This window comes from Nocardioides sp. Root122, assembly GCF_001425025.1.
Taxonomy (GTDB): Bacteria; Actinomycetota; Actinomycetes; order Propionibacteriales; family Nocardioidaceae; genus Nocardioides.
In genome coordinates this window covers 151,253-170,011 of the sequence record NZ_LMDE01000009.1, presented here as the reverse complement: position 1 = coordinate 170,011, position 18,759 = coordinate 151,253, and the positions used below count along the sequence as shown (strand labels likewise).

General features: G+C 71.7%; 20 protein-coding genes. 2 read left to right on the top strand and 18 right to left on the bottom strand.

Annotated features, from left to right (window positions below; genetic code table 11):
* Nucleotides 1-124: 124 nt before the first annotated feature.
* Nucleotides 125-1,075: a glycosyltransferase gene (locus ASC64_RS08080; protein WP_056907028.1), complete on the bottom strand. Its 951-nt coding sequence runs from the start codon at nt 1,073-1,075 to the stop codon at nt 125-127.
* A complete protein-coding gene (locus ASC64_RS08075) occupies nt 1,072-2,178 on the bottom strand; it encodes a sulfotransferase family protein (RefSeq protein WP_056907027.1) in 1,107 nt (368 codons plus the stop codon). The genes ASC64_RS08080 and ASC64_RS08075 overlap by 4 nt, the downstream gene beginning before the upstream one ends.
* Nucleotides 2,179-2,234: 56 nt before the next feature.
* Here ASC64_RS08075 and ASC64_RS08070 point away from each other — a divergent pair, with 56 nt between their 5' ends.
* Nucleotides 2,235-3,341, top strand: coding sequence for a glycosyltransferase family 2 protein (locus ASC64_RS08070; protein WP_056907026.1), 1,107 nt, complete (start codon nt 2,235-2,237; stop codon nt 3,339-3,341).
* Nucleotides 3,342-3,466: 125 nt separating this feature from the next.
* On the opposite strand, the gene ASC64_RS08065 is transcribed toward ASC64_RS08070, so the two are convergent.
* Genes ASC64_RS08065 through ASC64_RS08055 form a run of 3 tightly spaced genes read right to left on the bottom strand, consistent with a single transcriptional unit; the run spans nt 3,467 to nt 5,933 of the window.
* Nucleotides 3,467-4,420, bottom strand: a complete 954-nt coding sequence (locus tag ASC64_RS08065) for an ABC transporter substrate-binding protein (RefSeq protein WP_056907025.1) — start codon at nt 4,418-4,420, stop codon at nt 3,467-3,469.
* A gap of 53 nt (nt 4,421-4,473) precedes the next feature.
* Nucleotides 4,474-5,238 carry an ABC transporter permease gene (locus ASC64_RS08060; RefSeq protein WP_056907024.1) on the bottom strand — a complete coding sequence of 255 codons (765 nt, stop codon included), beginning with the start codon at nt 5,236-5,238 and terminating at the stop codon, nt 4,474-4,476.
* Complete coding sequence (locus ASC64_RS08055) at nt 5,235-5,933, bottom strand: ABC transporter permease (RefSeq protein WP_200937524.1); 699 nt, start codon at nt 5,931-5,933, stop codon at nt 5,235-5,237. Before ASC64_RS08055 ends, ASC64_RS08060 begins: the two co-directional genes overlap by 4 nt.
* 3 nt (nt 5,934-5,936) lie before the next feature.
* Between ASC64_RS08055 and ASC64_RS08050 the strand changes: the two genes are divergently transcribed.
* The gene (locus tag ASC64_RS08050; RefSeq protein ID WP_056907022.1) at nt 5,937-6,932 is read left to right on the top strand and encodes an ABC transporter ATP-binding protein; all 996 of its coding nucleotides are present in this window, start codon (nt 5,937-5,939) and stop codon (nt 6,930-6,932) included.
* A gap of 143 nt (nt 6,933-7,075) precedes the next feature.
* Here the strand turns inward: ASC64_RS08050 and ASC64_RS08045 are convergent, their stop codons facing one another.
* The 13 genes from ASC64_RS08045 to ASC64_RS07985 form a co-directional block, all read right to left on the bottom strand.
* The gene (locus ASC64_RS08045) at nt 7,076-8,167 is read right to left on the bottom strand and encodes a GNAT family N-acetyltransferase (protein ID WP_156385087.1); all 1,092 of its coding nucleotides are present in this window, start codon (nt 8,165-8,167) and stop codon (nt 7,076-7,078) included.
* Nucleotides 8,168-8,258: 91 nt separating this feature from the next.
* Complete coding sequence (locus ASC64_RS08040) at nt 8,259-8,855, bottom strand: hypothetical protein (RefSeq protein WP_056907021.1); 597 nt, start codon at nt 8,853-8,855, stop codon at nt 8,259-8,261.
* Nucleotides 8,856-8,864: 9 nt separating this feature from the next.
* On the bottom strand, nt 8,865-9,356 hold the full coding sequence (locus ASC64_RS08035; protein WP_056907020.1) for a DUF3180 domain-containing protein: 492 nt from the start codon (nt 9,354-9,356) through the stop codon (nt 8,865-8,867).
* 34 nt (nt 9,357-9,390) lie between these two features.
* Nucleotides 9,391-9,960, bottom strand: coding sequence for a 2-amino-4-hydroxy-6-hydroxymethyldihydropteridine diphosphokinase (gene folK, locus ASC64_RS08030; protein WP_056907019.1), 570 nt, complete (start codon nt 9,958-9,960; stop codon nt 9,391-9,393).
* Nucleotides 9,953-10,342: a dihydroneopterin aldolase gene (folB, locus tag ASC64_RS08025; protein ID WP_056907018.1), complete on the bottom strand. Its 390-nt coding sequence runs from the start codon at nt 10,340-10,342 to the stop codon at nt 9,953-9,955. The genes folK and folB overlap by 8 nt, the downstream gene beginning before the upstream one ends.
* Entirely contained in the window at nt 10,339-11,139 is an 801-nt protein-coding gene (gene folP, locus ASC64_RS08020; protein WP_056907017.1) for a dihydropteroate synthase, read from the bottom strand. The genes folB and folP overlap by 4 nt, the downstream gene beginning before the upstream one ends.
* 32 nt (nt 11,140-11,171) lie before the next feature.
* Nucleotides 11,172-11,750 carry a GTP cyclohydrolase I FolE gene (gene folE, locus ASC64_RS08015; protein ID WP_248809643.1) on the bottom strand — a complete coding sequence of 193 codons (579 nt, stop codon included), beginning with the start codon at nt 11,748-11,750 and terminating at the stop codon, nt 11,172-11,174.
* A gap of 38 nt (nt 11,751-11,788) precedes the next feature.
* Nucleotides 11,789-13,795: an ATP-dependent zinc metalloprotease FtsH gene (ftsH, locus tag ASC64_RS08010; protein ID WP_200937614.1), complete on the bottom strand. Its 2,007-nt coding sequence runs from the start codon at nt 13,793-13,795 to the stop codon at nt 11,789-11,791.
* Nucleotides 13,796-13,967: 172 nt separating this feature from the next.
* The gene (hpt, locus tag ASC64_RS08005) at nt 13,968-14,519 is read right to left on the bottom strand and encodes a hypoxanthine phosphoribosyltransferase (protein ID WP_056907014.1); all 552 of its coding nucleotides are present in this window, start codon (nt 14,517-14,519) and stop codon (nt 13,968-13,970) included.
* Between the two features lie 32 nt (nt 14,520-14,551).
* Nucleotides 14,552-16,303 carry a sensor histidine kinase gene (locus tag ASC64_RS08000; protein WP_082550294.1) on the bottom strand — a complete coding sequence of 584 codons (1,752 nt, stop codon included), beginning with the start codon at nt 16,301-16,303 and terminating at the stop codon, nt 14,552-14,554.
* Between the two features lie 45 nt (nt 16,304-16,348).
* Nucleotides 16,349-16,717 carry a response regulator gene (locus ASC64_RS07995; protein ID WP_156385086.1) on the bottom strand — a complete coding sequence of 123 codons (369 nt, stop codon included), beginning with the start codon at nt 16,715-16,717 and terminating at the stop codon, nt 16,349-16,351.
* 28 nt (nt 16,718-16,745) lie between these two features.
* Nucleotides 16,746-17,729 (bottom strand): tRNA lysidine(34) synthetase TilS, encoded by a 984-nt coding sequence (gene tilS / locus ASC64_RS07990; RefSeq protein WP_056907012.1) that lies wholly within the window; start codon nt 17,727-17,729, stop codon nt 16,746-16,748.
* Nucleotides 17,726-18,742: a zinc-dependent metalloprotease gene (locus ASC64_RS07985; protein ID WP_056907011.1), complete on the bottom strand. Its 1,017-nt coding sequence runs from the start codon at nt 18,740-18,742 to the stop codon at nt 17,726-17,728. Before ASC64_RS07985 ends, tilS begins: the two co-directional genes overlap by 4 nt.
* Nucleotides 18,743-18,759: the final 17 nt, after the last annotated feature.

Below are 18,759 nucleotides of genomic sequence, written 5' to 3'. Positions count from 1 at the left end.
GGTACCGATCTACTGCGATCAACATCGAGCCTACGCCTGCGGATTCCGCGGTGGGAACGGATGGGTCACGTGACGAGGACCACCGAATTCGCTACCCGTCGGTAACCGATCGGCGTTCGTGCGCTCAAGCGCGCAGGTGCAGCTTGGCGTGGTCGGGGTCGTCGACGACGAAGGGCCGCGGCGCGCGCGGCAGCCAGGTGTGCGTGACGTGGTCGACCACGTGGACGCCCTCGGGCGACTCGATCTCGACGACGCCCTCGGGCACCTCGCCGTCGTGCAGCGCGTTCCAGACGAGCCACTCGCGCCGCTTGCGCCGGTTGCGGATGGACGTCGCGAAGGACTCCGGGTTGGTCCAGTGGGCGAACTCGTCGCCGTCGAGCCACTTGAGCTCGACGCACAGCCCCTGGGGCAGCGCGAACATCTCGATCCGCTCGGGAGTCGTGCGGATCTCCCACTCCGGGGCCTTCGTGTAGACGTAGTCGGGGCTCATCGGGAAGCCCCACTCCTCGATGTTGCGCAGCCCGAGGTCGAGGTAGGCCTTGCGGTCCGACTCGATGTAGAGCCCGTGGCGCGGGAACCGGATCACGGCCTCGGCCATCCCGACCTGCCACGACAGGTCGGCCATCGACACCTCGCCCTCGGTGGTGAGGACCATGTCGCCGTCCCACTTCCAGGAGTAGCGGGTGCGGACGTGGGAGAAGCACCAGTTGTAGAAGTAGGCCAGGGAGTGCACGGACCGCTCGTTGACGGCCAGGTGCTCGGCACCGGCACGCGCCACCTCGAAGGGGTACTCCTTCAGCGTGAACCGGTCGGACAGGCCGTGCTCGGCAGCGACGCCCAGCGCCTCCTCGCCCGTGCCGTCGTCCGAGCCGTTGTCGACCAGCAGCACGTGGTCGCACGCCCGCAGCAGCGGCGGCAGCACGAAGCGCAGGCCGGGCGCCTCGTTCTTCACACGCAGCACGGCGGTGGCACCGCGGCGCAGCCCGCCGGGCTGGTTCCAGGGCCAGACGATGTCGAAGTCCTCGTGGCCCTCGAGGTTGGTCAGCCCGTGACCGGCGCCGATGGGGACTGTCACTGCTCGTCCCCTGCCCCCGGTCCACGACTGCGACCGAGCGCCTTGCGCACCCCGCGGCGCACGGACGGCGGGATCGCGGCGCGTACGTCGTGCGGCACCCGGTCGGCCAGCGAGCGCTGCTCGGTGGCGGCCTCGGCGCGGGCCCGGCGACGGGCCTGGTGGCGCGCGTGCTCCGCGGTGGAGCGACTGATCGCCTCGGCCTCCTCGTAGAGGTCGACGTACTCCTGGCGGAGCTGGTCGAATGTCGCGTGGGCCTGCGTGGTGTCGCCGCCCTCGTCGGCGAGGTTGTTGAGCTCCTCCCACGTCTGGGCGGTGAGGTCATGCAGGCGCCGGGGCAGCCCGAGGTCGTCGAGGGTCGCGGTGACGCGGCGCAGGTTCGGGTCGATGAAGCGGTGGACCTCGCGGATCTGGTCGCTGCGCGTGTGGATGATCGTCTGGAGGTCGAGCGCGTGGCCGAGCGCGGTCGTGGTCTTGACCCAGTCGGTCAGCAGGTCCTCGTAGCGGACGAACACGCGGCCGCCGTCGCCCTCCGCCGGGCGGGTGGCGCGCTCGGTGTGGAGCAGCATGTTGACCCAGCTGGCGGCCAGGTGCGAGGAGCCGAGCTTGTTGGCGTAGTACTTCTGCTTGGAGCCGACGACCTCGGCAGGCGGGCGCAGCATCGTCGCGAAGACGGGGGTGGCGCCGGTGCGGATCGCGGCGACGCGCCACAGGCCGATGAACCAGCTCAACCGCGGGTCCTTGATCACCAGCTCGGGGTGCTCGGCGAAGTGCGGCTCGAGCCACTCGCTGACCCGGATCCGGGCGGGCTCGCGGCTGCAGATGCGACCGGTGTCGAACCACGCGGTCGGCCGCGCGTCGCTGACCTGCACGAGGGCCTCGGCCAGCCACTCGTCGTGGACGTCGACGACCCACTGCGGCTCGCTGAAGCCGCGCGGGTTGGAGTCGTCCGGCGGCACCTCGGGGAGCGGGACGTGCATGCCGAGCCTGGAGACGATGCCGGCGAGCGTGCTGGTGCCGCTGCGCCCGGCGCCGGCGACGAAGAGGACCTTCCGCGGGACGCCGTCGGGGTTCATCTCGTCGATCGCTCTGGGCTGCTCGGTCACGGCGGGCAGCCTACCGGCGCTGGCGCACGTGCCCGAATGTCCTAGGGTCCGGCGACATGAGGCTCTTCTCGCGGGCTCCCCTCCTCGGCGTGGTGATCCCGGCGTGGGGCGTGGAGGACTACCTCGACGACTGCGTCCGATCGCTGCTCGCCCAGACGCACACCCGGTGGGAGGCGGTCATCGTCGACGACGGCTCGACCGACCGCACCGGCGCGATCGCCGACGAGTGGGCGCGGCGCGACACCCGGATCCAGGTGGTGCACTCGGTGAACGGCGGCCTGGGCGCCGCCCGCAACCTCGGCGTACGACACGTGCGCGGGGACTTCCTCGCCTTCGTCGACTCCGACGACGTCCTTCCCCCGACGGCGTACGCCGACCTGCTCGGGGCGCTGCGCGAGTCGGGCTCGGACTTCGCCACGGGCTCGATCGTGCGCTGGGAGGCGGGCGAGCTCGTCGAGCCGCCGTGGATGCGCCGGCTGCACCGGCCTCTTCGCGGCGCCCGGGTCGAGGACCGGCCCGAGGTCCTCGGCGACGTGTTCGCGTGGAACAAGGTGTGGCGGCGCTCCTTCTGGGACGCCGCGGGCCTGGCCTGGCCGGAGGGCATCCGCTACGAGGACCAGCCCACGACCACCCGCGCCTTCCTCGACGGCCGCTTCGACGTCCTCGACGAGGTGGTCTACCACTGGCGGATCCGCGAGGGCTCGATCACCCAGACCCGGGCGGCGTCCGTGCAGGACCTCGCCGACCGGTGGGAGACGAAGCGGATGTCACTGGCCTCGGTGCGCGCGCACGGCGATGCCGAAGTCGAGCGGGTCTTCGTCGACCGCGTGCTCGCAGGCGACCTGTGGCGCTACTTCCTGCTCGTCCCGGGGTGCACGCCGGAGTGGTGGCGGCTGCTGCGCTCGGGCGTCCTCGAGCTCTGGGGCACGCGCCTCGTGGACAGCGGGCTGCCACCGGTGCACCGGCTCGCCGGCTGGCTGGTGGCGGAGGACAGGCGGGCCGACGTCACCGCGCTGATGGAGTGGTGCGCCGGCCTCGACGGCCCGGCGCCCCGCGCCCAGGACATCGCGACCGGCACCTGGCGCCTGGCGATCCCCCCGTCGGTGCTCGACGAGACGACCGTCGCCCCAGAGGCGTTGATCCTCGGGGACCACGAGGTCTGACCGACCTCTCTCGGTGGTTGAGGTGCGAGCGCAGCGAGCCTCGAAACCACACCCGTCAACGAGTGGTTTCGAGGCTCGTCGCTGGCGCTCCTCGCACCTCAACCAGCGAGTGCTGAGGCCGTGGCTCAGCCCAGCAGGCCCTCGGACTCGAGGAACTCCTTGGCGACGTCCTCGGGCTTGGCCCGGTCGACGGCCATCTTGCCGTTCATCTCGGTGAGGTTCTCCGTGGTGAGGGCGGCCATGAGCGGGTTGAGGACGTCGGCGACGTCCTCGTGCTCGGCGAGGAAGTCGGCAGAGACCGCCGGGACGAGGTTCTGGGCGGGCTGGATGGCCTTGTCGTCCTCGAGCACCACGAGACCCTGGGACTCCAGGGTGCCGTCGGTGGTCGAGGTCTCGCCCAGCTGGGACTCACCGCTGATCACGGACTGGTAGGTCTGGTCGGAGGCGTAGCCCAGCTCGAGCACCTTGGTCACGTCGATGCCGTAGTCGTCGGAGAGACCGCCCTCGCAGTCGAGGCGACCCTCGCAGTCGGGCGCCGCGGCGAGCACGACGCTCGTGCCCTCGAGGTCGGAGAGCTTCGTGACGCCCTCGGAGTCGGAGTAGTCCTGGGTGACGAAGAAGGCGTTGGTGTCGGTGGCCGGCGAGATGTCGAGCAGCTCGATCCCGGCGTCCTCCAGCAGGCTGGCACCGTCGTCGGCGAGCTGCTGGCCGTCGCCGGCCTCGAAGGGCTCGGCCTTGTCGCCGTTGGCCTGGGTGTTGAGGAAGTTGACGATGCCGCCGACGTATTCGGGGACGATGTCGACGTCGCCGGGGAAGGTGGGCATGTAGGCGTCGCGCGAGTCGACCAGCTTGGTGTCCACCGTGTAGCCGGCGTCCTCCAGCAGCTGCTCGTACATCGAGGCGACGAGGGTGGCCTCGGGGAAGTTCTGGCCGGCGATGGTCACCGAGCCCTTGTCACCGCCACCGGAGGCGCTGGAGTCGTCGGAGGCGTTGTCGCTGGCGAGGTCGTCACCGGCGCAACCGGTGAGGGCGAGGGCGCTGGCGGCGAGAACCACCGCGAGCGAACGGACGATGTGCATGGTGTTCCTTCTGTGTCCCGCAGCGGCTGCTGCGCGTGTCCGGATGTGCGGCGTCAGCCGAGGGATTCGGCGGGCGGTTCCACCGTAGCGCCGGACACCGACAACGCATCAGTGTGACCACCCGCAGGTGTGCCCCGCCGCGTGGTGTCCACCGCGCGCTGCACCATCGCGGCGAACAGCTCGAGGACCAGCGCGACCGCTGCCACCACCAGTGCGCCCGCGATCCCCTTGCCGTAGTTGGACCTGAAGAACCCGTCGGTGATGATCTGGCCCAGCCCGGGGCCGGCGACCAGCGCCGCGATCGTCGCGGTCGCCCACACCTGCACCAGCGCGAGCCGCAGACCGGAGACGACGAGCGGCAGCCCGAGCGGCAGCTCGACCCGCCAGAACTGCTGGACACCCGTCATCCCCATGCCCCGGGCCGCCTCCCGCACCTCCGGCGCCACCTCGCGCATGGCGACGTAGGAGTTGGTGATGATCGGTGGCAGCGCGAAGAGGGTGAGCGCGATCAGCGTCGCGAGCCCGGCGCGGCCGTAGGGGCCCAGCTCGTCGGTGCCGGGCCACGGCGCGACGACGAGCAGCGCGAGGAGTGCGAAGGTCGGGATGGCGCGACCGACGTTGGAGATGTTGATGGCGAGGAAGCCGCCCCTGCCGAGGTGGCCGAGCCACAGCGCGACCGGGAGTCCGACGGCCATCGCCATCAGCAGGGCGGTCACGGTCAGCAGCAGCTGCTGGCCCAGCAGCGCGGCGATGCCGTCGCCGCCCGTCCAGTTCGAGGCCTCCGTGAGGTAGGCCCACATGTCCCCGAAGACCGTCATGCTCGTGCCCCCCTCGTCCAGGGGGTGAGGAAGCGTTGCAGCAGCACGAGCACGACGTCGAGGAGCACGGCGAGCACGACGCACAGCACCGAGGCGGTGAAGAGCTCGGCGCGGAAGTTGGTGAGCACGCCGTCCTTGATCAGGTTGCCGAGGCCGCCGTAGGCGACCAGCGAGCCGACCGTCGTCAGGGCGACGGTCGACACCGTCGCCACGCGCAGCCCTGCCATGATGACCGGCAGCGCCAGCGGGAGCTCGGCCTTGAGGAGCAGCTGGCCGCGGCCGTAGCCGAGGCCGGTGGCCGACTCGCGCACCTCCTCGGGCACCGAGCGCAGGCCCTCGAGGATGCTGCGCACGAGGATCGTCAGGGCGTAGAGCGCGAGCCCGATGATCACCGTCGTCGCGGTCAGGCCGGTGAAGGGCACCAGCAGCGGGAAGAGGGCGAGCGACGGCACGGTGTAGATGCCGGTGGTGATCGCCAGGATCGCCGACTCCAGCCTGGGCAGGCGTCGGGCGAGCAGGGCGAGGGGGAAGGCGATCAGCAGGCCGAGCACCACGGAGACCACGGTGATCTGGAGGTGCTCGAGCGTCGCGTCCACGATCTCCTGCTGGCGGTCGGAGACGTAGTCCATGCAGACCCAGTCGTTGACCAGGCGGCTGTAGCAGCTCGGGTCGTCCGCGGCTCCCAGTAAGGTCACCGCATGGACGCTACACGGAGCGGGGACTCGGGCGACGAGGCGATGATCCGGCTCGAGGGCGTGGGCAAGACCTACCCCGACGGCACCGTGGCCGTCCACGAGCTCGACCTCGACGTCGCCCGTGGCGAGATGGTCTGCCTGGTCGGGCCGTCGGGTTGTGGCAAGTCCACCACGCTCAAGATGATCAACCGGTTGATCGAGCCCACGACCGGGCGGATCTGGCTCGACGGGCAGGACGTCACCGACGCCGACCCGGTCGAGCTCCGGCGCGGCATCGGCTACGTCATCCAGCAGATCGGGCTCTTCCCGCACCAGCGCATCGAGCAGAACGTGATGACCGTCCCGCTGCTCTACGGCGAGTCGAAGGCCACCGCGCGCGAGCGCGCCCACGAGCTGCTCCACACCGTCGGCCTCGAGCCCGAGCAGTACGCCAGGAAGTACCCCCACGAGCTCTCCGGCGGGCAGCGCCAGCGCGTCGGGGTGGCCCGGGCGCTGGCGGCCAACCCGCCCGTCCTGCTGATGGACGAGCCCTTCGGCGCGGTCGACCCGATCGTGCGCGGTCGCCTCCAGGACGAGTTCCGCCGGCTCCAGGACGAGCTCGGCAAGACCGTGGTGCTGGTGACCCACGACATCGACGAGGCGATCCGGATGGGCGACCGCGTCGCGGTCTTCGCCGCCGGCGGCCGCCTCGCCCAGTACGCCACCCCCGGCGAGCTGCTCGCCCACCCGGCCGACGAGCAGGTCGCCGACTTCGTCGGGGCGGGCGGCCTGCGCACCCTGACCGTGACCCGGCTGCGCGAGGAGCACCTCGAGCCCCTCGACGGCGTCGCCACCGGCGACCTGGGCGCGGCGATCGACCTCGACTCCTCGCTGGAGGAGGCCCTCGCCGCCATGCTGCGCGACGACAAGCCGATGATCGGCGTGCGGCGCGGCGCGCAGTTCGTCGGCGTGCTCACGCCCGCCGGTGTGCACCGCGCGCTCCGTCAGTCGCTGCGCTGATGTAGTCCCCTACGTTCTGCACCTCCGTGGTGCTGCCTCGCGGGGTAGTCCCCTACGTTGTGGACGCCACGGACGCTCACGACGTGTGCAGAACGTAGGGGACTACCTCGCGCCGGCCGTTCGAAACGTAGGGGACTACCGGCTCAGTGGACGTCGACGTCCTTGTGCCAGGACTCGGTGACGTACTTGGTGCCCCAGCCCATCGAGACGTAGAGGCCGTCGGCACCCGTGGGTGAGTCGGCGTCGACCTCGAGGCCGACGCGGTCCCGACCGCGGGCGGCAGCGTCGGCGACGATCGTGCGGAGCAGCCCGGTGGCGACCCCGCGGCCGCGGGCCGACTCCAGGACGCCGAGGTAGGAGACGTACGACCCATCGGGGCCGTTGGGCGACTCGCTGACCGTGCCGACGAGGGCACCGGCGGGCTCTGGCTCCCCTTCTCCCTCACCGTCGACGATCTCGGCGATCCACCAGTGGTCCCACCGGTGGCCGGGGTCCTCGCGGAGCCGGTGGATGAACTCCTGGAAGGTCTCCTCGGTCGAGTTGAAGTGGTCGGTGAACGCGCCCTCGAGCACGTCGTGGACGGCCCGCAGGTCGGCCTCGTCGGGCATGCCGTCACCGGAGCGCTCGACCAGCCGGAACACCACACCCTTGCGCTCCCAGCGCTCCGGGTCAGGCACCAGCTCGGCCTCCTCGGCCTGCACCGAGCGACTCATCTGCCACCAGGTCCGGACCCGCTCGAAGCCCGCATCGGCGAGCCACCCGTGCTGGCGCTCGTCCTCGGCGAAGGAGCCGGTGTCGATCTGCTGCACGGCGAGACCGCGGGCGGCGCCCACGGCACGGGCCTGCGCCTCGGCCCACTCGAAGAGCACGCCGCTGCAGCGGTCGGCGAGCCGCTCGTCGATGGTGCGGTCGACGATGTGCACGAAGAGCATCCGGCCCTCGGCACGGTCGTGCACGCTCCCCCACGCCTGGATCCGGCCGTCGGGATCGCGGACGACGAGGTTCTCGCGCATCGCCAGCCCGCGCTCGGAGACCTCGACGAGCACCTCGTCCTCACCCGAGCCGGCCCAGCCACGACCGGCGCGCTCGTGCGCGCGCAGCAGCTCGGTGAGCCGCTCGACCGTCGCGGCATCGGCGCCGTCGGGGGTGCCCACCGCCCAGCCCTCGGGAAGTCCCGGGTCGTCGGGCAGCGCATCGGTGGGGTCGCTCTCGAACCTGTTGTCCTCGGGGATCACGGGCCCTCATTCTTCCCCACACGCGCGACACCCGCCCGGACGGCTGTCCGGACGGGTGACGTACGTCGCTCTCGAGCGGCGCGGGACGTGCTCAGGCGCTCCTGTGCGCGCTGCGGGCTGCGGCCACCCGCAGGGAGTCGAGCTCAGCGCGCAGCACGTCGATCTCGGCCTCGAGCTCGGCGACCTGGACGATCGCCTCGGCAGCGCGGCCCTCGGCGTCGTCACGGCCACGCTCGGCGGCATCGGCGCGGCGCGCCTCCTGACCGCGCTTGAGGGTCTGCTGGGCGGCGTTCTTCTGGGCGCTGGAGAGGGCGCGCTCGAGGACGTCGATGGCGTGCTCGCGCTCCTCGATCTTGCGGCGCATGTCGGCGGCGAAGGCCGCCGACTCGGCTGTGCGCTGCTCGGTGAGGACGCGGTACTCCTGCGCCTGGACCGCGCGGTCGCGAGCCGCCTCGCGGCGCGTCTGCATCAGCTCGGAGTGGGTGATCCGGGTGGCAGCGGCACCGGCGAGCACGGCGAGGACCGCAGCGACAGCGGTCAGGCCGGCCGACGAGGCGGCCAGGGCGCCGATCACGACCGCAGCGGCGGCGGCGAGGAGCGCGACGGCGACGACCAGGCGCGTGCTGCGCTGGCGCCGGCGGGCGGGCGTCCGGGACGCCTGTGACTGCTGGGGCTGCTGGGAAGGCATGGGGTCAGACTAGGGCCGGGGGTCGCCGCCGTCCGTGCGACACGCACGCTCCAGGGCGAGCGAGGCCAGCGTCACCACGGCCGCCCCGGCGGCGGCCACCAGCGAGCGGAGGATCCAGCGGTCGGCGTACGCGCTCGCGTCGCCCAGCCAGCTGATCGCGTAGCCGAGGTAGCCGGCGGCCACGAGAGCACCGCAGAGGGCGCAGGCACGCGCGAGCACGAGCCGGTTGACGGCCTGGTGCACCTCGAGCCGCTCGCCGCGCACCTGGACGGTCTGCCACGTCTGCCAGGCGAGGAACACCATGATCGCGGCCACCAGCACCATCGCCAGCGCCTGTGCCCAGGAGACCAGCGGCGGACTGCCGGTGAGCCGGGACATCAGGGGGTGGAGGCCCCATCCGCCGACCAGGCCGAGCACGACGCAGGTCGTCAGGGCGCCAGCCGAGGTGGGGCGCAGGGTCCCGCGCGGCTCGGGAGGCTCGTCCGGGTCGGTCCCGCTCACCGCGCGGTGGTCGCTCGGGTGGTCACTGGAGTGGTCATTCGGCCTCGAGGGCGAGGTCCTCGCGCTTGCGGACACCCGAGGCGTCGGTCTCCCCCAGCAGGTCGGCGATCGGGCCGCGCTCGGGGAAGACGGCGTCGGGCTCGAGGTCGTGCCAGGGCTTCAGCACGAACGCACGCTGGTGGGCGCGTGGGTGCGGCAGCCGGAGGAAGTCCTCGTTGGAACGGCGGTCACCGACCACGATCAGGTCGACGTCGAGGGTGCGGGGCGCGTTGCGGATGTCGCTGCGCTCGCGCTCGAACGCGTCCTCGATCGCCAGCGCGCGCTCCATCAGGCGTGCCGCCGGGAGCGTGGTGTCGGCGAGGACGACGGCGTTGAGGAACGGTCCGGCCTCCTCGGGCGAGTCGACCGGGTCGGTCTCGTAGACCGGGGAGACCCCGGTGACGAAGAAGTCGGGGGTGTCGCGCAGCGCGTCGACGGCACCCTGCAACGACGCGAGCCGCTCGCCGAGGTTCGAGCCCAGCGCGACCACCACCCGGCGGATCGGGTGCATCTCCCCGGTGAGGGAGTCGGTGTCCACGATGTTGGGGTTCGGGGTCTCAGTCATCAGCGTTGCCTCGCGTTCTGGTGATCGTCAGCGCGACGTCCGAGTACGTCGCGTCGATGGGCGCATCAGGTTTGTGCAGCGTGACCCGGGCCCATTCAACACGACGGTCCAACAGGCACACATCGGCGATGCGTTGAGCGACGGTTTCTATCAGGTCGACCGGATCGCGCTCGACGGCGGCCTTCACGTCGGTGGTCAGCGAGCCGTAGTTGACGGTGTCGGCGAGGTCGTCGGACGCGGCCGCGCCACGGGTGTCGATCCCCAGCACGAGGTCGACCACGAAGGTCTGGCCCTCGCGCTTCTCGAAGTCGAAGACGCCGTGGTGCGCCCAGCACTCGATGCCCGTCACGGCGAGCTCGTCGGTCACGGGTGGCGTGCTCATGACAGTCCCTTCATCGCAGCGGCGACGGCCAGCGCGTCACGGGTGGCGCGTACGTCGTGCACGCGCAGGACGTCGACGCCGCGGTCGGCCAGCAGCGCGACGAGGGCGGCGTGGGCGTGCTCGCGCTCGCCGACCGGCCGCGGGACCCCGTCGCGGCGCAGCAGCGTGCCGAGGAACGACTTCCGGCTCGCGCCCACCAGCAGCGGGCGGCCCAGGCCGGCGATGACGTCGAGCCGCCCGAGGAGCTCCCAGTTGTGCTGCGGCTCCTTGGCGAAGCCCAGCCCGGGGTCGAGGACGACCCGCTCCACCGGGACACCCGCGGCCACGGCGGCGTCGAGGCGCTCGCCCAGCTCGCGGCGCACGGTCTCGACCACGCCGTCCGGGGAGTAGTCGGTGAAGTCGCGCATCCGGTCGGCGTGCGCCCGCCAGTGCATCGCGACGTAGTCGGCGTCGGCGGCGGCGACCACGTCGAGGATCCGTGGGTCGGCCAGGCCGCCGGAGACGTCGTTGACGATCCGCGCGCCGGCGGTCAGCGCAGCCTCGGCCACCTCGGCGCGCATCGTGTCGACGGACACGAGGGCACCCCCGGCGGCGAGCTCGCGGATCACCGGGACGACCCGGCCGAGCTCCTCGGCGACCAGCGGACGGGTGGCGCCGGGGCGGGTGGACTCGCCGCCGATGTCGAGGATGTCGGCACCTTCGGCGAGCAGCCGGCGGCCGTGCTCGACCGCGGTCTCGGTGGTGTCGTAGCGGCCACCGTCGGAGAAGCTGTCAGGGGTGACGTTGACGATCCCCATCACCCGGGGCAGACGAGCGGAGGCCGCCCCGGTCACCTGGTGCCTGAGTGGATGAGCGCCATCGCCTCGGCGCGGGTGGCCTGGTTGGTGAGCATCGACCCCCGCACCGCCGAGGTGATGGTGCGCGCGCCCGCCTTGCGCACCCCGCGCATCGTCATGCAGAGGTGCTCGGCCTCGATCACCACGATCACGCCGCGGGCGCCGAGGATCTCCATGAGGGAGTCGGCGACCTGGGTGGTGAGCCGCTCCTGCACCTGGGGCCGCTTGGCGTAGACGTCGACCAGGCGGGCGAGCTTGGACAGCCCCGTGATCTTGCCGGTCTCGGCCGGGATGTAGCCGACGTGGGCCACGCCGGTGAACGGCACGAGGTGGTGCTCGCACATCGACCACAGCTCGATGTCGCGGACCAGGACGAGCTCGTCGTGGCCGAGGTCGAAGGTGGTGGTCAGCACGTCCTCGGCCCGCATGCGCAGGCCCTGGGTGAGCTCGGCGTAGGCCCGCGCGACCCGGGCCGGCGTCTCGCGCAGGCCCTCGCGGTCGGGGTCCTCCCCGATCGCGGCGAGGAGCTCGCGCACCGCGGCCGCGGCCCGCTCGTGGTCGAACTCGGGCACGTCCTCGGGCGCCACCTCCGGCACCGTGATCGGGTCGGTCACGGCGCGCCCGGGCTCGGCGGGGTCGGCGTGTCCGGGTGGGGCTGGGGACCGCCGTGCACGTCTCCCCCGGCTCCGGGCGGCGTCAGGATCGCACCGCCCTCGGTCTCCGCCTGCTGGGCGGCCGCATCGGCGTTCACCCGGTCGCGGATCTCCTGCGGGATGTCGACCGGCGGGATGGACGACGGCACCCGCTCGGGTGAGCCCGTCCACGCCGGTCGGGCGGGGTTCATCGTGAGTGCCTCGAAGATCGCGGCGATCTCCGCCTTGTCGAGCGTCTCCTTGTCGAGCAGCTCCAGCACGAGGGCGTCGAGGACGTGGCGGTTGGTCTCCAGGATCTCGAAGGCCTCCTGGTGAGCCTGGCCGAGCAGCGCCTTGATCTCCTCGTCGACCGCGGCCGCCGTCTCCTCGGAGTAGTTGCGCGTGTGGCCCATGTCGCGGCCCAGGAACGGCTCGGAGTTGCTGTCACCGAGCTTGACCGCGCCGAGGCGCTCGGTCATGCCGTACTGGGTCACCATGGCTCGGGCCAGGCCCGTCGCCTTCTCGATGTCGTTGCCGGCACCGGAGGTGACGTCGTGGAAGATCAGCGCCTCCGCCGCCATCCCGCCCAGCATGTAGGCCAGGTTGTCGAGCATCTCGCTCCGGGTCTGGGAGTACTTGTCGCGGTCGGGCAGCACCATCGTGTAGCCCAGTGCGCGGCCCCGCGGCAGGATCGTCACCTTGTGCACGGGGTCGGTGCCCGGAAGCGCCGCGGCGACGAGGGCATGGCCGCCCTCGTGGTAGGCGGTGATGAGCTTCTCGCGCTCGCTCATCAGGCGCGTACGACGCTGCGGACCGGCGATGACGCGGTCGATCGCCTCGTCGAGGGCGTCGTCGGTGATGAGCTTCTTGTTGTTGCGCGCGGTGAGCAGCGCGGCCTCGTTGAGCACGTTGGCCAGGTCGGCACCGGTGAAGCCGGGCGTGCGCCGGGCGATGCTCAGCAGGTCGATGTCCTGCGCGATCGGCTTGCCGCGCGAGTGCACCTTGAGGATCTGGTGACGACCGTTGAGGTCCGGGGCGTCGACGCCGATCTGGCGGTCGAAGCGGCCCGGTCGCAGCAGCGCCGGGTCGAGGACGTCGGGCCGGTTGGTCGCGGCGATGAGGATGACGCCGCCGCGGACGTCGAAGCCGTCCATCTCGACCAGCAGCTGGTTGAGGGTCTGCTCGCGCTCGTCGTGGCCGCCGCCCATGCCGGCGCCGCGGTGGCGGCCGACGGCGTCGATCTCGTCGATGAACACGATGGCCGGTGGGTTCTCCTTGGCCTGCTCGAAGAGGTCGCGCACACGGCTGGCGCCGACGCCGACGAACATCTCGACGAAGTCGGAGCCGGAGATGGAGTAGAACGGCACGCCGGCCTCGCCCGCGACGGCGCGCGCGAGCAGGGTCTTGCCGGTGCCGGGCGGGCCGTAGAGCAGGACGCCCTTGGGGATCTTGGCGCCGACGGCCTGGAACTTGGCCGGGTCGGTGAGGAACTCCTTGATCTCGCCGAGCTCCTCGATCGCCTCCTCGCAGCCGGCGACGTCGCTGAACGTCGTCTTCGGCATGTCCTTGGTGATCAGCTTGGCCTTGGACTTGGCGAACTGCATGACGCCGCGGCCCCCACCACCCTGGGCCTGGTTCATCAAGAAGATGAACAGCAAGATGATCAGCGCGAACGGCAGGAGGGTGGCGAGCAGCGAGCCCAGGAAGCTCGGCTGGGGGAAGTCGGAGTCGGACCACGTGGTCTTGCCTGCCGCGATCTGCTCGTCGACCGCCGCGAGCAGGGTCTCCTGCTGGCCGTCGATGTAGTGGGTGACGACCTTGTCACCGGCGTCGCGGGTGCCCTCGTCGAGGGTCGCGCGGATCTCGTGGTCGACCCCGTTGAACTCGATCTCGTCGACCTGGCCGGCCGCGATGTACTTGGAGAGGGTCGAGGTCCGGACCTCGTCGTAGCCGTCGTTGGGCACGAGGAACTGGATGGCCAGCATCACCGCGAGGGCGGACAGGGCGATCCAGAGCCAGGGACCCTTGAATATGCGCTTCACAGGCAACTTTCACCGGTTCGGAGGTGGGATCGCGACGGTACACGTCGCTCGGGCGCCCATTGTTTCAGGCGGGGTGAAGCGTGGCGAGGCGTCCGCCCGCTCAGGCCTCGCCCGATCAGGAGTAGACGTGGGGCGCGAGGGTGCCGATGTCGCGCAGGTTGCGGTACTTCTCGCGGTAGTCCAGGCCGTAGCCGACGACGAACTCGTTGGGGATGTCCCAACCGACGTACTTCGGCTCGACGGGCATCGAGAGCGCCTCGGGCTTGCGCAGCAACGTGGCGATCTCGACGCTCGCCGGGCTGCGGCTGGAGAGGTTGTTGACCAGCCAGCTCAGGGTCAGGCCGGTGTCGATGATCTCGTCGACGATGAGGACGTCGCGACCGCTGATGTCGGTGTCGAGGTCCTTGAGGATGCGGACCACGCCGCTGGACTTGGTGCCCGAGCCGTAGGAGCTGACGGCCATCCAGTCCATCTCCAGGTGGCGCGGCATCGACCGGGACAGGTCGGCCATCACCATGACCGCGCCGCGCAGGACGCCCACCACGAGGAGGTCACGCCCCTCGTAGTCGGCCGTGATCTCGGCCGCCATCTCGGCCAGCCGCTGCTGGATCTGCTCCTCCGTGAAGAGGACGTTGACGAGGTCGTGCTCCACGTGGGACGAGTCCATGGCTGCAGCCTAGGGCGCGGCGCCGGCGGTGGTCAGCCCGAGGTCGTCGCGGTGTGCCGCGACTCCTCGCGCCGGGCGAGCCTGCCGTGCACCGGCGAGCCGGGAGGCACGTCGTCGGGCGCCACCGGGAGGGGCAGGCGCACCACGAAGGCGCTGCCCGTGCCCACGGCGCTGGTCACCTCGAGCGTCCCGCCCATCAGCGCGGCCAGCTGCCGGCTGATCGCCAGCCCGAGGCCGGCGCCGCCGTAGCGCCGGGTGGTCGAGCCGTCGACCTGGGTGAACGACTCGAACACGGTCTCGAGGTCCTCCTCGGCGATGCCGATCCCCGTGTCGGTGACGGTGAGCTCGATCCCGTCCTCGGTGAGCACGCAGTCCTTCCGCGCCCGCCGTACGTCCAGCCGCACACCACCGTCGTGGGTGAACTTCACCGCGTTGTCCAGCAGGTTGCCCAGGACCTGGACCAGGCGGTCCGGGTCGCCCACGACACGACGCGGCACCTCGTCCGCGAGGACCGCCTCGAAGGCCACGCCGACGGCCGCGGCCCGTGGACGGCAGCGCTCGGCGACCTCCTCCACGACGGCGTCCAGGTCGAAGGGCACGCGGGCGACCTCGAGCTGTCCCGCCTCGATGCGCGAGAAGTCGAGGACGTCGTCGACCAGCGACCGCAGCGACTGGCCCGACCGGCGCATCCGGGTGACCATCTCCTGCTGGAGCTCGTCGAGCGGGGTGTCCGCGAGGATCTCGCCGGCGCCGAGCACCATCGTCAGCGGCGTACGGATCTCGTGGCTCATCGTGGCGAGGAACATCGACTTGGCCCGGGAAGCAGCCAGCGCATCGTCGCGTGCGGTCTCGAGCTCGCTGAGGGCCCGCTCCTCCGAGCGCATCAGCCGTGCCATCCGCACGAAGGCGAGCAGGGTGAGGGCGACTGCGCCCAGCATGAGCTGCAGAGGGCGGTCCGGTCCTCCTCGCAGGTCCGAGACGAGCTCCAGGGTGGGCGGCACGAGCAGCGGCACGATCGCGATGGCGAGCTGGAACGCCGGGCGACGCCGACCGGCCGGAGCCGGGACCGGTGCGCGAAGGCGCCACACGCTCCGCGCCATCAGCACGGGGGCGATCATCCACGCCGCGTCCATCAGGATGCCGTCGGCACCGGCGACCGGTTGCAGGTAGGCCATGTCCGCTGCCATCCACAGCACGCCGCCCACGGCGAACCCGGGCTCCAGGCACCTCCGCGCGGTCTTGTTGACCAGCACGCGGACCACCAGGGCGAGCAGCACGGCGTCCGCCACGGGGTAGGCCGCCCAGATGGTTCGCACGAGGACCGGGAGCGAGTCGTCCGTGACGATGGTCTCGATCGCGCGGCCCCACAGCACCAGCACGCTGACCACGACGATCGTGACCGCGTCGACGGTGAAGTCGACGTCGTGGAGACCCGGTCCGCTGCGGCGCAGCACGATGACCAAGGCAGCGCAGAGCAGCACGTAGGACGCGAACCACGGCAGGTCGGCGACGGACACGTCCGTGGACATCCCGGCGGCATCGAGGACCACCCAGATGGTGTCACCCAGCGCGGTGAGCGAGATGCCGGCAGCGATCAGGCGGCCGACGAGCTTCAGCCCATCGGGAGCGCGTGCCGCGCCCACCCACGCCGCGATGCCGGCGGCGACCATCGTGCCGGTGTAGAGCAGGTTGTCCAGGAGGAAGTCGTCGACGACGGCGTAGAGCACCACAGCCACGGTCACGAGCAATGCCGCAGCGAGGTCGACTGCTCGCCGCTGCGCCATGCGCGCGACTTTACTTTCGATCGCCGCCGTCGGCAGGCGTTTCGGTCAGGTCCCGCTGAGCAGGGTCGCGACGACCCCGCGGAGGTCCTTGAGCGTGAAGGGCTTGGACATGAAGTCGGTCGCGCCGGCGGCGAACGCGCTGTCTCTCGTCGCGGAGTCGGCGTAGGCGGTGAGGATCAGGATGGGGAGACCCTCGAGCTCGGGCACCTGCCGCAGTCGGGCGCAGAGCTCGCCACCGTCCATCTGCGGCATGCTCCAGTCGAGCACGGCGAGGTCGAACGAGGTGTCCGGCACCAGGTCGAGCGCCGCCAGGGGGCTGCCGACCGCCACCACGTCGAGCTCGGACCTGCGCAGGACGAGCTCGATGAGGTCACGCATGTCCTGGTCGTCGTCGACCACGAGCACCTTCGCCACGTGCACCCCCTGTTCCGAGGACGCGACCTTATCGCCCTGCGGGCGCCTCGATGGCCAGAATGCCGTTGCGGCGTGCGGCGCGACGTGGTCCGGGCAGGTCGATCCAGCGCTGGCCGCGCCAGTCGACCAGCAGCCGGTCGACCTCGAGCACGTGCGCACGGGTGAGCTCGGCGGCCGGCACTCCGGCTTCGAGGGCGGCCCGGTGGAGGGCGCGGTGGCGCAGGGAGGGCGGTTGGGCGCGCAGCACGTCGACGTCGAGGCCTCCGTGGCACCGGGCGTCGGCGAGCACCCGGTCGGCGAGCTCCTCGAGCAGCGCGGTGTCGTCGCGCAGCTGCTCAGCGGTGCGGGCCAGGGTGGCCGCGACCCCCGGCCCCAGCTCGTCCTCCAGCACTGGGAGCACGCGCTCGCGCACCCGGACCCTGGTGTAACCGGGGTCGTGGTTGTGCGGGTCGTCCCACGCCTCGAGGCCCTCGACCTGGCAGGCCGTCACGGTGTCGTCGCGGCGTACGCCGAGCAGCGGGCGCGCGAACACCCCGAAGGCGGGCCGCATCCCCTGCAGCGACCGGCCGCCCGAGCCGCGGGCCAGGCCGAGGAGGACGGTCTCGGCCTGGTCGTCGAGTGTGTGGCCGAGCAGCACCCTCGCGACGCCGAGGTGCGCGGCGACCTCCTCCAGGACGGCGTACCTCGCCTCCCTCGCGGCCGCTTCCGGACCGAGGCCCGAGGCCGCGTCGACGGCGACCCGCGCGGTGAGGGTCTCGTCGACGCCGAGCGCCGCGAGCTGCGCCACCACGCGGTCCGCCTGGCCGGCCGAACCGGGCTGCAGCCCGTGGTCGACGGTCACGCCGACGACGCGCATTCCGAGCTTGTGCCCCTCGAAGACCGACGCCGAGGCGAGGGCGAGCGAGTCGGCGCCTCCGCTGCACGCGACCGCCACCACGTCACCCGGGGCGAGCTCCGAGAGGAACCCACGGACGGGCAGCCGGACGGCGGCGACCGAGGGGTGGAGCGTCACAGCACCCGGGCGACCCAGGCGTCGGGGTCCTCGATCTCCGCCTTGGACGGCAGCGAGTCCGGCCCGGTCCAGACGGCGTTGAACTCGTCCATGCCGACCTTGTCGACCACGTGCCGGACGAAGACGGCTCCGTCGCGGTACTGCGCCATCTTGGCGTCGAGCCCGAGCAGGCGGCGCAGCAGCTTGTCCAGCGTGCCGACGCCCTGGCGGCGCTGGTTGAACTTCTTGCGGATCTGCGCCACGGACGGGATGACCGTGGGCCCCACGCCGTCCATGACGACGTCGGCGTGGCCCTCGAGGAGCGACATCACACCGGTCACCCGGTCGAGGATCTCCTTCTGCGCAGGCGAGGACACCAGGTCGAGCACGCTGCCGCCGCCGCTGCGGATCGACTCGGCGCCGCGGCGCAGCCCCTCCAGCAGCGCGGTGGGCTCGATCGTGTCGGCCAGCGAACCCATCTGCGCCAGCAGGTGCTCGCCGAGCCACGGGTTGGCCGTGAACTGCACGCGGTGCGTCTCCTCGTGCAGGCACACCCACAGCCGGAAGTCGTGCGGGTCGACGTCGATCTCGCGCTCGACGTGGACGATGTTGGGCGCCACCAGCAGCAACCGGCCGTGCGGTGCGTGGAAGGGGTCGAACTGGCCGAGGACCTTGGAGCCGAGGAACCCGAGCATCAGCCCGACCTCGGCGCCGGTGACCCGCGAGCCGACGGCTGCGGAGAGCCCGCTCGGCGGCCCCTTCTTCTCGGTGAGCTTGTCGACGATGGGCGTGAGCAGCTTGGCGAAGCCGTCGGCGTTGGCCTGGATCCACCCGGCCCGGTCAACGACCAGCACCGGCGCGGTGCCGGCGGTCGTGCGCAGCCCGGTGAACTCGCTCACCAGCGGCGTGGACCTCTCGGCCCCCTCGCGCAGCTCGACCACGGCCGCGGCCGCCTCCTCGGGCGTGACGTCCGGCCCCGGCCCGGACACCCGGGATCCCAGGGTGACGGCGAGGTCCCAGTCGACGAGGCTCATGGGCTCGACAGTAGCCG

What these genes read in the sequence shown, in the direction of transcription:
- ASC64_RS08070 (WP_056907026.1), top strand. Translation starts at nt 2,235, where the DNA reads ATGAGGCTCTTCTCGCGGGCTCCCCTCCTCGGCGTGGTGATCCCGGCG.
- ASC64_RS08065 (WP_056907025.1), bottom strand. Translation starts at nt 4,420, where the DNA reads ATGCACATCGTCCGTTCGCTCGCGGTGGTTCTCGCCGCCAGCGCCCTC.
- ASC64_RS08060 (WP_056907024.1), bottom strand. Translation starts at nt 5,238, where the DNA reads ATGACGGTCTTCGGGGACATGTGGGCCTACCTCACGGAGGCCTCGAAC.
- ASC64_RS08050 (WP_056907022.1), top strand. Translation starts at nt 5,937, where the DNA reads ATGGACGCTACACGGAGCGGGGACTCGGGCGACGAGGCGATGATCCGG.
- ASC64_RS08040 (WP_056907021.1), bottom strand. Translation starts at nt 8,855, where the DNA reads ATGCCTTCCCAGCAGCCCCAGCAGTCACAGGCGTCCCGGACGCCCGCC.
- folK (WP_056907019.1), bottom strand. Translation starts at nt 9,960, where the DNA reads ATGACTGAGACCCCGAACCCCAACATCGTGGACACCGACTCCCTCACC.
- folB (WP_056907018.1), bottom strand. Translation starts at nt 10,342, where the DNA reads ATGAGCACGCCACCCGTGACCGACGAGCTCGCCGTGACGGGCATCGAG.
- folP (WP_056907017.1), bottom strand. Translation starts at nt 11,139, where the DNA reads ATGGGGATCGTCAACGTCACCCCTGACAGCTTCTCCGACGGTGGCCGC.
- ftsH (WP_200937614.1), bottom strand. Translation starts at nt 13,795, where the DNA reads ATGCTGGCCATCCAGTTCCTCGTGCCCAACGACGGCTACGACGAGGTC.
- hpt (WP_056907014.1), bottom strand. Translation starts at nt 14,519, where the DNA reads ATGGACTCGTCCCACGTGGAGCACGACCTCGTCAACGTCCTCTTCACG.
- ASC64_RS08000 (WP_082550294.1), bottom strand. Translation starts at nt 16,303, where the DNA reads ATGGCGCAGCGGCGAGCAGTCGACCTCGCTGCGGCATTGCTCGTGACC.
- ASC64_RS07985 (WP_056907011.1), bottom strand. Translation starts at nt 18,742, where the DNA reads ATGAGCCTCGTCGACTGGGACCTCGCCGTCACCCTGGGATCCCGGGTG.